Origin of the sequence: Corynebacterium sp. ACRQJ, from assembly GCF_022346045.1 — a bacterium.
GTDB lineage: Bacteria > Actinomycetota > Actinomycetes > Mycobacteriales > Mycobacteriaceae > Corynebacterium > Corynebacterium evansiae.
Window position 1 is genome coordinate 19,539 of sequence record NZ_JAKRMT010000021.1, and the last position, 12,793, is coordinate 32,331.

Annotated in this window: 8 protein-coding genes and 1 tRNA gene; 6 read left to right on the forward strand and 3 right to left on the reverse strand. The window is 61.7% G+C overall.

The window, feature by feature from the left end:
• The first annotated feature begins 7 nt into the window (after positions 1-7).
• A complete protein-coding gene (locus MHX52_RS09340; RefSeq protein WP_239317892.1) occupies positions 8-2,731 on the forward strand; it encodes a DEAD/DEAH box helicase family protein in 2,724 nt (907 codons plus the stop codon).
• A 23-nt stretch (positions 2,732-2,754) separates the two neighbouring features.
• Positions 2,755-4,110, forward strand: a complete 1,356-nt coding sequence (locus MHX52_RS09345; protein WP_239317894.1) for a Na+/H+ antiporter family protein — start codon at positions 2,755-2,757, stop codon at positions 4,108-4,110.
• A gap of 61 nt (positions 4,111-4,171) precedes the next feature.
• Here MHX52_RS09345 and MHX52_RS09350 read toward each other — a convergent pair whose 3' ends face one another.
• Together MHX52_RS09350 and MHX52_RS09355 are read right to left on the reverse strand one after the other, a co-directional pair.
• Positions 4,172-5,719 (reverse strand): metallophosphoesterase, encoded by a 1,548-nt coding sequence (locus tag MHX52_RS09350; RefSeq protein WP_239317896.1) that lies wholly within the window; start codon positions 5,717-5,719, stop codon positions 4,172-4,174.
• A 99-nt stretch (positions 5,720-5,818) separates the two neighbouring features.
• A complete protein-coding gene (locus MHX52_RS09355; RefSeq protein ID WP_239317897.1) occupies positions 5,819-7,492 on the reverse strand; it encodes an AMP-binding protein in 1,674 nt (557 codons plus the stop codon).
• Positions 7,493-7,657: 165 nt separating this feature from the next.
• On the opposite strand from MHX52_RS09355, the gene MHX52_RS09360 reads away from it, so the two are divergent.
• Entirely contained in the window at positions 7,658-8,203 is a 546-nt protein-coding gene (locus tag MHX52_RS09360) for a lipoprotein LpqH (protein WP_239317899.1), read from the forward strand.
• Positions 8,204-8,225: 22 nt separating this feature from the next.
• Here MHX52_RS09360 and MHX52_RS09365 read toward each other — a convergent pair whose 3' ends face one another.
• Positions 8,226-9,671 (reverse strand): sodium:alanine symporter family protein, encoded by a 1,446-nt coding sequence (locus MHX52_RS09365; protein WP_239317901.1) that lies wholly within the window; start codon positions 9,669-9,671, stop codon positions 8,226-8,228.
• A 229-nt stretch (positions 9,672-9,900) separates the two neighbouring features.
• On the opposite strand from MHX52_RS09365, the gene pgm reads away from it, so the two are divergent.
• The 3 genes from pgm (at position 9,901) to MHX52_RS09380 (ending at position 12,581) form a co-directional block, all read left to right on the forward strand.
• Positions 9,901-11,556, forward strand: a complete 1,656-nt coding sequence (pgm, locus tag MHX52_RS09370) for a phosphoglucomutase (alpha-D-glucose-1,6-bisphosphate-dependent) (RefSeq protein WP_239317903.1) — start codon at positions 9,901-9,903, stop codon at positions 11,554-11,556.
• Positions 11,557-11,671: 115 nt separating this feature from the next.
• A complete protein-coding gene (locus MHX52_RS09375) occupies positions 11,672-12,418 on the forward strand; it encodes a thioredoxin domain-containing protein (protein ID WP_049049674.1) in 747 nt (248 codons plus the stop codon).
• Positions 12,419-12,508: 90 nt separating this feature from the next.
• A tRNA-Ala gene (locus MHX52_RS09380) sits at positions 12,509-12,581 on the forward strand.
• The last annotated feature ends 212 nt before the right edge of the window (positions 12,582-12,793 follow it).

Genomic DNA, 12,793 nt, shown 5'->3' on the forward strand with positions numbered 1-12,793 from the left:
TGCCCGCATGGCAGCGCCCGAGACACAACCGCAACCCAGCTGGCACTTTGCCGGAACCTTCCGGCCGTATCAACAGCGCATCCTCGAACGCTTCGACGACCTGAAACAGGATCACCGCATCCACATCGTCGCCGCTCCCGGGTCGGGCAAAACGATTCTCGGACTGGAACTCATCTGCCGTCTCGACCAGCCAGCCCTGATCCTGGCTCCCACAATCACCATCCGCGACCAGTGGATCGATCGTTTCGCAGCGCACTTTCAACACAACGGCGCATCGAACCCGCGGGGGTGGTGTTCCACCTCGCTGCACAATCCAGCCTTCCTGACGGTCATCACCTACCAGGCGCTGTACTCCGCATACACCCAGGCGCTCGACGAGGAAACGGGAGAGGACTTCGCGGACCTTAACATCCTGGACGCAGTACGCGACATCGGAACGGTGTGCCTCGACGAAGCGCACCATCTGCGATCCCAGTGGCACCGCGCCCTGACAGCCTTCATGAACCAGCTGGACCACCGAAAAGCAGAGCTCAACACCATCGCGCTCACGGCCACCCCGCCGTATGATTCTACCCCCAGCGAATGGCAACGCTACGAGCAGCTATGCGGCCCTATCGACGAGGAAATCTTCGCCCCGGAACTGGTCGCCGCCGGTAATCTGTGCCCGCATCAGGATTACGTCTACGTTACGAAGCCCAGCCAGGAAGAAGAGCAGGAAATCGCCGAGCTGCGTCGGCGTGGTAACGAAGTGTTGGTAGACCTGCAGCGTCAGGGCATCTTGGCCCAATTGGCGGAGGATCTCGGCCGGCTCACGGATGAACAGTTACAGGTGGCCCTCGACGACGAGGAGAATTTCTATGCCCTCAAAATCCTTCTTGCTGCTGCTGGGTACCCGATTGCGCCGCATATCCAGGCGATACTCAGCGAAAAGCGCCCGGAACTCGCCGGCGAGCTGGGGCTGCAGTTCGTCATCGATCACCCCGACTTCTTCCGCGCCAGCTCGACGGTGGCCTCCTCTCTGCGGGCCAACAACCTGCTGAACAAGGGGAGGATCTCCGTCACGGGAGAGAAGCAGGTCAATCGCATCCTCACCCACTCCGCGGGCAAAATCCGCGCCGTCAGTGACATCGCCGAAGAGGAAGTCTCCGCGATGTCTGAAAGCCTGCGTATGGTGATCCTCGCGGATTACGTCCAGCGGGATTACCTGTCCAGCGTGGGCAGCGACGATGCCCTAGTCCACGTGGGCGTCATCCCAATCTTTGAAGCACTGCGACGGCGCGTAGGAGGTACCGCAAGAATCGCCGCCATCAGCGGCTCTGTAATCGTCATCCCGCGCTCGGCGCTGGACGATGTGAAACGCTTTGCAGAGGACCTCGACGGGGAAGTTACCGCCGCCAAAGACCTCAACGATGAGTATGTGGAAGTGCGCTTTTCCGGTGGCACGCGGGTATCCGTGCCCGCCATTACCCGCGCCTTTCAGGAAGGGCTGTTCACGATCCTGGTGGGCACCGCCGCCCTGCTGGGGGAGGGGTGGGATTCACCGTGCGCCAACGCGCTCATCATCGCCAGCTCCGTGCGGGCGTTTATGCTGACCAACCAGATGCGCGGCCGGGCGATCCGGGTGGATCCCGCCGTCCCGGATAAGACCGCGAATATCTGGCACATCGCAACGTGTGAACCGGGCCAAGGTTCCGGGCGCGGGAAGTGGCTCGACCAGGTGGCACAGAGCGGGGCACAGGCGCTGAACGTCGGTACAGGGGAGTCCCTGGACGTGCTGGGCTCGCACGACGTGCGTTCGCTGCAGAAGCGCTTCGAGGCCTTCGTCGCGCCGCGCGCCGATGCGCCGGTGATCGAGAACGGGTTTGATCGCTGCTTCGCCGAGCCACCCCTGCGCGCCTATCGCAGCATCGATGCCGCCAACGAACAGATGCTGGCCCGGGCCTTCCGGCGGGATCTCATGCGCAACCAGTGGCTAGAAGCCCTAGGCATGGGGAATGTGCCGGATGGCCAGCCCTACGAGATGCAGTTCCGCATCGATGTCGAAAAGCCCGCATCGGCCGGGGTGGTGCCTTACCTGGACGTTATCTTGGGCTACATCTTCTTCCTCGCGGTCATGTTCGGCCTGGCAGTGGGGCGCGTTCTTCCGCACCTCCCGGTCGGGGGCCAATGGCTGGCGTTCGGGGTGCTTGCGCTGCTCGGCGGTGCGGCGGCACTGATGCGCACCCGGAAGGTCCAACAACTGACGGATACCAGCAAGCGCCTGAAAGCCGAGGCCACGGCTCTGGCACGCACGCTGAGCACCCTCGGCTTGATCGAAACCCGCAACCTCGTGGCCATCGTCGACGAAGGCGCCATCGGGGCGAATGTGCGCCTGTCCGGCGGGACCTTCGCCGAAAGGAAGCTTTTTGCGGACGCCATGACCCAGCTGTCCGGGGAAGTCCGCAACGCGCGCTACCTCATCGCGCCCGCGCATCAAGTCCGCATCCGCGGCATCTTTTGTGCCCAGTCGGTGCCCGACGTGCTCGGCACGCGCCGGGAGAACGTGGATGAATTCTTGAGCCAACTCCAGCGCGTAGGCCTGCCGATGCGGGCGGTGTACACCCGCAGCCAGGAGGGCCGGAACTTCCTCTTGCAGGCGCGCAAGCTCAGCGGGGTCAATATTGCGGCTCGTTTGGCTGGCCAGACGCGGCGCTACGAGAAGCAGTCACCGTTGGAATTTCCTATTGTCTGACCTCTCACACTATTCTAAGGTGCATGAATGCAGTCCTAGTCGCCGTCGTCGTCATGCTGGCCCTCGCCCTGCTTCGGGTGCATGTGGTTCTGGCGCTTTTCATCGGAGCTATCGTCGGTGGTCTCCTCAGCGGCCTTGGCCTTGATGCCACGATGGTGGCCTTCCAGGAAGGCCTCTCCGGCGGCGCGAAAATCGCGCTGAGCTATGCCCTGCTCGGTGCCTTTGCGATGGCCGTCGCCAGCGCGGGACTGCCCAAGCTTCTGGCGGACTCTCTGCTGGGGAAACTGGGCGTCACTAACGAAGAAACAAAGAGCCGCGCCGCTGCTGTAACGAAATGGCTGATGCTGGCCGGCATCCTCGCGATGGCCGTGATGAGCCAGAACCTCATCCCCGTGCACATCGCGTTCATTCCGCTGATCATCCCGCCGCTGCTGAGCGTTTTCAACAAGCTGCAGCTGGACCGCCGTCTGGTCACCTGTATCCTGACGTTCGGCCTTATCACCACGTACATGTGGATCCCGCTGGGCTTCGGCTCGATCTTCCTGAACGATATCCTGCTGGGCAATATCGATAACGCGGGCATGAGCACCGATGGCATCAACGTGATGAAGGCCATGGGCATCCCGGCGTTGGGCATGTTCTTGGGTCTACTCATTGCGGTTTTCATTACCTACCGCAAGCCACGCGAGTACGAGGAGCACCCGATTACAGAGACGGATAAGGACTCGTCGGGGGAAATCTCGCGCTACAAGATCATCGTCTCCGTTGTCGCGATCATTGCCACCTTTGCCGTGCAGGTCGTTATGCAGGCGATGGACATGGAGGCCGATTCGCTGCTGGTTGGTGCCCTGGTTGGTCTGACGATTTTCATGGGCACCGGCGCGGTCGATTGGAAGAAGGCCGACGATGTCTTCACCGCCGGTATGCGCATGATGGCTCTGATCGGCTTCATCATGATCACCGCCCAGGGCTTCGCCGCGGTCATGCAGGCCACCGGTGAGGTCGAAAGCCTGGTCAACACCTCCGCCGACCTGTTCGCGGGTAACAAGGCCGCCGCCACCCTGGTGATGCTGCTGGTCGGCCTGGTGGTCACCATGGGCATCGGCTCGAGCTTCTCCACCCTGCCGATTGTCGCAACGATCTACGTGCCTTTGTGCGCATCGATGGGCTTCTCGCCGCTCGCCACCGTGGCGATTGTGGGTACTGCGGGTGCTCTTGGTGACGCCGGTTCCCCGGCCTCCGACTCGACCCTAGGCCCCACGTCGGGTCTGAACGCGGATGGCCAGCACGACCACATCCGGGATTCCGTGATCCCGACGTTCCTGCACTTTAATATTCCGCTGCTGATCGCCGGCTGGATCGCGGCGATGGTTCTGTAGCTGCTAGAACTCACCAGCAGGTAGGGCGCTGGTATATAGGGGGCATCAAAGGGGAGGGGCGCTAATAGCGCACCACCAGGTTGCGTGCGTCCGTCGACCCCAGCAGGATCTCCGGCGCCAGGCCGAAGTTGGTCCAGCGGGTACGGCTGGCCCAGTCCAGGGCTTCCTCTCCCATGTTGTGGCGGAAGTTCACCGCAATGCCGTCGGAGTAGAAGCGCAGCTGGGTGGCTCCGGTGGGCCAGTTCTTCGCCGCGGGGGTTTCCAGGAATACTGCGTGGGTATCGACGTCCGGCTTATCTCGATGAGCGCGGTGAGTGTGGCCGGCCAGCACCAACTTCACGCCCGGCGCCGCTTGGATCATCTTCTGCAGCCGGATCAGATCCGGGTCACGCAGAATAAAAGCAGGTCCGGCTGCGTTCGACCAGCCGGCCTCGCGCGTCATGGGGTGGTGCAGCAGAAGCACGGTTGGCTTGTTCGGATCGCGGCGCAAGAAGCCTTCGATCTGCCGGAATTGCTGTGGCTCGATCCGTCCGCCGGATTTATCTAGCTCCGTGGAATCAATGCCGATCACGCGCACGCCTGCGGGCTCTAGATCCATCATCCAGGCCTGTTGTCGCGGCTCGAAGACGTCACCGAAGGGGTCGAAGTGCTCCTTGCCGTAAGGAGAAGCGGTTTCGTAACCGGAGGTGTCGTCGGCTTTGTGCGGCCGGTCGTGATTGCCACGGGTTACGCGCCATGTGCCGGAGAACGTATCCAACATTTCCTTGGCACGCCGTACCTCGGCCGGGCGGGCTTCACTCGTGACATCGCCATTGACAAACAGGTGTGTAGCGCCACAATCCTCAGCGGTCTTAATGACCGCATCCAGGCACACCTCCGGGTAGGGTGCGGATTTCGGGTTGGGTACCGCCGGCGGTGGAAAGCCATCGAACCACAGGCCATCCTGAGCCTCACCCATGTGCACATCGTTCGCCACGACCACGGTCTGCAGTACCTCGCCGGACAGTCTAGGCAAGGTTGTGAACTCTTTCTTCTTTTCCTGGAAGTAGTTGTGAGTCGCGTTGGCTTCGATGCCATGGGAGGAGGCGCTGAAGCGATACTTGGTCTCCGGTTTTAGGCCTTCGATAGTCATGATGTGGAAGAAGGTGTTCTTCTCCGAGCGCACGACCTTCGTATCTTGGGGGTTATCTTCCGGCCATACGCGCAGCGTGCCTTCGGTCGGCATGCCCACAGGGCGCTCGGCGATGCTCACCTTTGCGTCCCACGTCAGCCAGCTAATCGTCACTGAATCCTCCGTGACAGTGACTACCTGCAGGTCACCGGCAAGGAAAGCGCCGTTGGGGCCGGTGCCCTTGTGCCCCATAACCCAGCCGGTCTCGGAGCTGCCGATGTTGCTTGGGGTGAAGCTCGCCGACCCCGCCAAGCTTGGAGTATTAGCGGATCCCAGGGCTGAACTCCCGGCTAACCCACTGCCCGACAGGCTGGAACCGCCTGTGCCTGGTGCCGCACCGGCCTTCGCAAGCGGCCCTACCACGAAGGCTGCAGAACCGGCGCTGAAGCCTAGTGCTTTGAAGAATCGGCGTCGAGAGAAAATACCTTTATTACCCATAAAGGCAAAGGGTAAAAGGTGCGCGTGACCAGCAACCAGCCTAAAAGCAGCGGGTAAGGAAAGGTCGGGCGAATAGTGGGTTAACGGCCAACACCGTACCTAGTTAATCTTCTGCTCGTGGCCCGCCCACGCTTCCTCGCGCAGTTCGTTCTTGCGGACCTTACCCGTGGAGGTGCGAGGCAGCTCGTCGAGAATGCGCACGTCACGCGGCACCTTGTAGCCGGCGATGTGCGCGCGGCAGTAGGCGATCACGGCCTCTTCCAAAGCGGATTCGTCTCCGCCGCGGGCCTCCGGGCGCAGGGTCACGTATGCGCGCGGACGCTCGCCCCACTTCTCATCTGGTACACCGATGACTGCACAGTCGGAGATATCCGGGTGGCTGATAACGGCCTGCTCGACCTCGATGGTGGAGATGTTTTCGCCGCCGGAAACTACCACATCCTTGGCACGATCCATCAGCTGGATATAGCCGTTGGGGTGCATTACTCCGAGGTCACCAGTGTGGAACCAGCCGCCACGGAAGGCGTGGGCGGTGGCTTCCTCGTCCTTGAAGTAGCCGGCCATGATGCCGTTGCCGGTCAGAATGATCTCGCCCAGGGTTGCGCCGTCGGCGGGCACGTCTACCAGCGCTTCGTCTAGGTGTTCGGTCGGCTGGATTACGCGCACGTCCTCGTTGGTAATGGAGGCCACGCCCTGGCGCGCCTTCAGAACCGCGCGGCGGCGAACCGTCATGTCCGCCCATTCGGGCTGTGTCTCGCAGACGGTGAAAGGCCCGTAGCTCTCGGTCAGGCCGTACACGTGGGTGACCTCCACTCCGATGTTCTCGCAACGGGTGATGGTCGTTGGGCTCGGCGGCGCGCCCGCGGTGGTGACGCGCAGGTTCGTCACGCGGCGCTTGTTTTCGTCATCTACCAGTGTGTTGAGCACTGCTGGGGCGCCGCACATGGCAGTCACACCTTCGGTGCGGATTAGTTCCCACATCTCTGGGCCGCGCACCGCGCGCAGCGCCACCTGGGTTGCGCTGACAGCCATCGCCGCCCAGCCTGTGCACCAGCCGGAGCAGTGGAACATCGGCAGCGTCCACAGGTACACGGTGTCGTGGCTGAAATGCTGCGTGTGCGCCTGCCCCAGCGCGTTCAGGTATGCGCCGCGGTGGGTGTAGATCACGCCCTTCGGCTTGCCGGTGGTGCCGGAGGTGTAGTTGATCGCGATGGTTTCGTTCTCGTCGTGCACGCGGTATGGCAGTGACTCTTTGTCGCGGTGCCCGGCCAGGTAGTCGCTAAAGGTCTTTACTAATGACGCCCCCTGCGCGTCAGCAGCCTCGTTGTCAATCGGGGGCTCTACGCCGTCCTTGTCGGCGATATAAACGGCCCGGCGCAGGTTTCGTTCGCCGCTGTCGAGGATGGGGTCGATCAGTTCCTTCTCGCCAACCAGAACGTCGATGGAGGAGTGGTCGAGGATGTAGTTAACCTCCTTGGGGGCGAGGCGGGTGTTGATTGGCACCGTCACTGCATTCGCCAGCGGCACGGCGAACTGGGCCAGCAGGGCTTCGTAGCTGTTGGAAGCGAGAATGCCTACGCGGTCGCCCTCGACGACCTCGTCTGCAAGAAGGGCGTGGGCAAAAGCCTGGGCGTCTTCGTTGAACTCTGCGAAAGTGATGCGCCGCGGTCCGTCGACTGCGGCGATCTTGTTCGGGTGAACCTGTGAGGAGCGTTGCAAGAAGCGCAGAGGAGTGAGTGGAGCGTTTAGGCCGTGCTGCGATGCGAAAGTCATGACCGAGACTGTAATCCAGATCACTAATCTCTGTGTGAGATTTGCGGAAAATGAATTTTGCTACGGTGGGGTACGATGAGGTATTTAAGATTCGCTAAGAAAACCGCAAGTTCGCAAATCGCTCGTCCCACTTCGCGCATCGCTCGCCGCAGCGCCGCAGTAGTAGTGGCGGCTTCACTGGGTATCTCAGCTGCTGCCTGCGCGTCTGATGATTCCGGCGACGACGCTGCAGAGAAGGAGACCGTGACCACCACGGTGCAGGAAAGCGCTGAGGCTTCCGAAGCTACTGATTCTTCTGATTCTCCTGGGGAGTCGGAGCAGTCCCGCGATACTCAGGAAGCCCCCGCCGAGGGAAGCTCGGGCAGCAAGCTCCACAGGATCACCGTCGATGGCAAGGAAGTGGATACCAAGCTGTTCTCCCCGGTGCGTTGCGAACTGGATGAGGACGACGGACGCGAAGTGCTAGAGGCCGATTTCGGCAAGGATGACGACGATCGTGATGAGCTGGACATCGATATTTACACCGATCAGCCAGCCCTAGAGTCCCTGGACTTCGAATACAAGGGTGTCGAATATGAGATCGATGACGACCATGCCGCCTCGGCCACGGTGAAGCGCCAAGGCGACAACTATGTCGTCGAAGGAACCCCAGTGGAGGACGATTCGAACCGTACGATCGCCCTATCCGTGGAATTCAACTGCGCCAACTAGAGGCGGCGTTATAACCCGCTGGTTACAGCGCGCTGCGCCAGGGGTTCTTGGTTTCCACCAGGAACTTCTCCACATCCTCCGGGCGCGCCCGCAGGGTCGGGTCGAAGTCCAGGTAGGCCTTCGTCTCCCGGGCGATGAGCCCGGAGAGAATCAGCATGCCCACCAGGTTCGGCAGCGCCATCAGGCCGTTGGCAATGTCCGCGAAGGTCCAGGCCAGGCCGATCTCCGTGGTGGCACCGACGAAAACCACACACGTAAACAGCATGCGGTAGGGCAGGGAAGCCCAGGGGCCAAAGGCACGCTCCGCGTTTCGCTCGCCATAGTAGGACCATCCCAGGATCGTGGAGAAAGCGAAGAACACGATGGAGAGGGAGACGATGGTGCCACCCCACTCCGAGCCAATGCCCTTGCTGAAGGCCTGGGCCGTCATGTTTGCCGCATTTTCCTCGCCCGTATCCCATACGCCGGTGGTGACGATCACCAGGCCGGTCATGGTCACCACGATGATCGTGTCGATAAACGTCTGAGTCATAGAGACCAAGCCCTGGCGCACAGGGTGAGTGGTCTTCGCGGCGGCCGCTGCAATTGCGGCTGATCCCATGCCGGACTCGTTGGAGAAAATGCCGCGGGCCACACCCATCTGCATGGCCAGCATGATGCCGGAGCCTACGAATCCACCGGTGGCAGAGGTCCCCGTGAAGGCGTCATTAAAGATAAGCCCCAGAGCATTCGGGATGTCGCCTGCGTGCAAAACCAGCACCACGATGCCGCCGCCGATGTAGATAAGAATCATCAGCGGAACAAAGGCCGAGGTCACCCTGCCGATGGAGCTGATGCCGCCGAGGAGAACCGCGCCGACCAGCACGAACATTACCGCGCCGGTGACGGTGGGGCTGACGTCGAAGGTGTCCTCCAGGCCCGCAGCTACGGCATTACCCTGCGTCAGGTTGCCGATGCCGAAGGAGGCGATGATGGCCGCGATGGTGAAGAACCACGCCAGGAACGTGCCCAGCCCACCCGGAATGCCTCCCGAAAGGTAGCGCTGCGGGCCACCGGAGACATTGCCTTTCGAGTCGGCTACGCGGAAACGCACGCCCAGGAAGGCCTCCGAGTACTTAGAGGCCATACCCACCAAGCCGGTGATCCACATCCAGAACAGCGCGCCGGGGCCACCGATGGAGATGGCGGTTGCTACACCCACAATGTTGCCCACGCCGACAGTTGCGGCCAGCGCAGTGGTGAGCGCCTGATACTGAGTGATGTCGCCTTCGCCGCCCTCGTCGTTCCTGTCGATAAGCCCGTGGCGCAGGGCTACGAACAACTTGCGGAACTGCACGCCACCCAGGCGGATAGTCAGCCACAGGCCCGTGAGCAGCAGTAAGGGGATCAGGAGCCACTGGCTCCAGATGAACTGGTCGATCTTGTCCAGAGTGTTCTGGAGGGATTCGGCGAAGGAAACGTCTTGCATGGACTACAGAGGTTACGCCTGTATAGAAGTGTGGAAGAAGGGTTTAGATAAATTCGCTGAGGCTGTTTGCAAACGCCGGGTAACCACCGGGCAGCCTCCGGAGAGCGGCGGCAGGGGCGAGGGCGGGGTGGAAGGGCGCGGCGACAGCGCTGAAAAACCCGCCGGAATCGGGCACGATAAATGGTGAGTAGCAAGAAAATGCTTTCAGGCACCGACCGAAGGAAACATCATGCACCCACGTGCTGGCCAGCCCGCCACCCCCGACGACCTCACCGATATCCCCGCCCTGCTGGAGGCATACTCCGCAACGGTTCCGAACCTGGCTGACCCGGGCCAGCGCGTGAGCTTCGGCACCTCTGGTCACCGCGGTAGCGCCTTCGACGGTGCCTTCAACGAGCCGCACATCCTGGCGACCACCCAGGCCATCGTGGACTACCGCCGCGAGCAGGGGATCAACGGCCCGGTTTTCATTGGCCGCGACCCGCACGCGCTGTCCGAGCCCGCCGAAGCCACCGCGCTGGAGGTTCTGGCCGGCAACCAGGTGACCGTAAAGGTGGACCAGGAGCGCGGCTTCGTGCCCACCCCGTCGGTCAGCTTCGCCATCCTGGAGTACAACAAGCAGCTGCCCGGCGGCCCTGAGGGCACCGACGCTGGCCGCGCCGACGGCATCGTCGTCACCCCCTCCCACAACCCGCCGCGCGACGGTGGCTTTAAGTACAACCCGCCGACCGGCGGCCCGGCGGATACCGACGCCACCAGCTGGATCGCCCGCCGCGCCAACGAGTACCTGGATGCTGATCTGTCCGGGGTGCAGCGTTCCACCTCCACCGAGCTGGTGGAAAACCACAACTACCTGGGCAATTACGTTGCCGCCCTGCCGGAGGTCATCGACATTGAGGCCATCCGCAACGCGGGCGTGCGCATCGGCGCCGACCCGATGGGTGGCGCTTCCGTTGCCTACTGGGAGCGCATCGCCGACGTGCACGGCCTGGACCTGACGGTCGTTAACCCCACCATCGACCCGGCCTTCGGGTTCATGACCTTGGACTCCGACGGCAAGATCCGCATGGATTGCTCCTCGCCGTCCGCGATGGCCTCTCTGGTCGATGCGGTCGCGGGCGCCGGTTCTACTTCCTATGACATCGCTACTGGTAATGACGCCGATTCCGACCGCCATGGAATCGTCACCCCAGACGCAGGCCTGATGAATCCGAACCACTACCTCGCCGTCGCTATCGAATACCTCTTTAGCCACCGCGAGAACTGGCCGCAGGATGCCGCCGTGGGTAAGACCCTGGTCAGCTCCTCCATGATCGACCGCGTGGTGGCGCGCATGGGCCGCAAGCTGATGGAAGTGCCGGTCGGGTTCAAGTGGTTCGTGCCGGGCCTGGTCAACGGATCCGTGGGCTTTGGTGGAGAAGAATCGGCAGGTGCTTCCTTCCTCCGCCGCGACGGGCAGGTCTGGTCCACCGATAAGGACGGTATTATCGCTGACCTGTTGGCGTCCGAAATCAAGGCAACGACCGGCAAGAGCCCGTCCGAGCGCTACAAGGAACTAGCTGAGGAGCTGGGCGCGCCGCAGTACAAGCGCATCGACGCTCCGGCGAACCGCGAGCAGAAGGAGCGCCTGAAGAAGCTCAGCGCTAGTGACGTCGAGGCCACTGAGTTGGCGGGCGAGAAGATCGAAGCAATCCTGACCGAGGCGCCGGGCAACGGCGCGGCCATCGGTGGTGTGAAGGTGACCACCGAAAATGCTTGGTTCGCCGCCCGCCCAAGTGGCACGGAGGACAAGTACAAGATTTACGCGGAGTCCTTCAACGGCGCCGAGCACCTGGACAAGGTGCTGGAGGAAGCGCAGGTCGTCGTCGACGGCGTGCTCGGATAACTTCGCGGTTCCCTGCAGGTATGCGTAAAATCACGGGGTCGATTCAGGGTATTGCCAGAAAACTGCGATACCCTCATGCCCAGTAGACACGTCATCATCTCGAAAGGAACGCTCAGTGAGCCAGAAGATCAAGGCCCCTAACGCTTCAAAAGGGGGCAATGGCTTCCTGTGGGGAATCATTGCGATCCTCGTTATCGCAGCCGTAGCCATCGGTTTCATTGTGTACAACAACCAGCAGCACAAGGTCGATAACATCACCCTGCCGGATGACAAGGTGGATGTGAAGATGACCACCGACGAGAGCACCGTCACGCTGGAGTCGGAAAACGCCGGCGACGACGTGCCGACCGTCGAGGTCTTCGAGGACTTCAGCTGCCACTACTGTGCACAGCTGGAATCCGCATCCAGCGAGGATCTGAAGAGTGCGCTGGAAGAGGGCAAGCTGAAGGTGAAGTTCAACTTTCTGAACTTCCTGGACCGTGGTGATGAGACCGGTCCTTCCACCCGTGGTGCGTCCGTTGCCTGGGCCGTGGCTAAGGCCGGCGACGTGAATGCCTTCTGGAACATCCACCGCCTGATTATGGAGGAGCAATCCACCGTTGCCCGCCAGTGGAGCTGGGAAGACCTAGCTAACGCGGCCGACAAGATCGGCGTGAATGACGATGTGGTCGAAAAGATCCGCAACGAGTCCGTGAAGGAAGACGGCGTGAAGGTCGCCCAGAAGAACGGCAAGGAAGTCGAGAAGCGCGAGGGTGACGTTTCCTCGCCACTGCTGTACAAGGACGGCAAGCGCTTCGATCCGCCGTCCAACCCGGACCAGACCCTGAGCTCCTGGGTTCCGGTCGCGCTGGAAGGTAAGTAGCGCCCGCGCGTTACCCCATTGCCACCAGGCGATTTGGAGAACTCAATTCTAGTGTTGTAGCTTTAGACCCGTTCGCTTGCAAAGAGCAACGGGGCTATGGCGCAGCTGGTAGCGCACCACACTGGCAGTGTGGGGGTCACGGGTTCGAATCCCGTTAGCTCCACAGAACACAAACCCCAGTTCAGAAATGAGCTGGGGTTTTGTTGTATTTGCTGGGTGGGGTATGCGGTAGTCTGTGGGTTAAGTAAAGAAAAGTGTGTCTTTTCCGGGCGTGTTGCGGTTATTTGATCCAGCCTTTTTGGATGCCGAGGTTGTGTTGGTAGCTGGTGTCGATGGCGGTGTCGTATTCTGCTGGTGCACCGATGTCATTGGTGC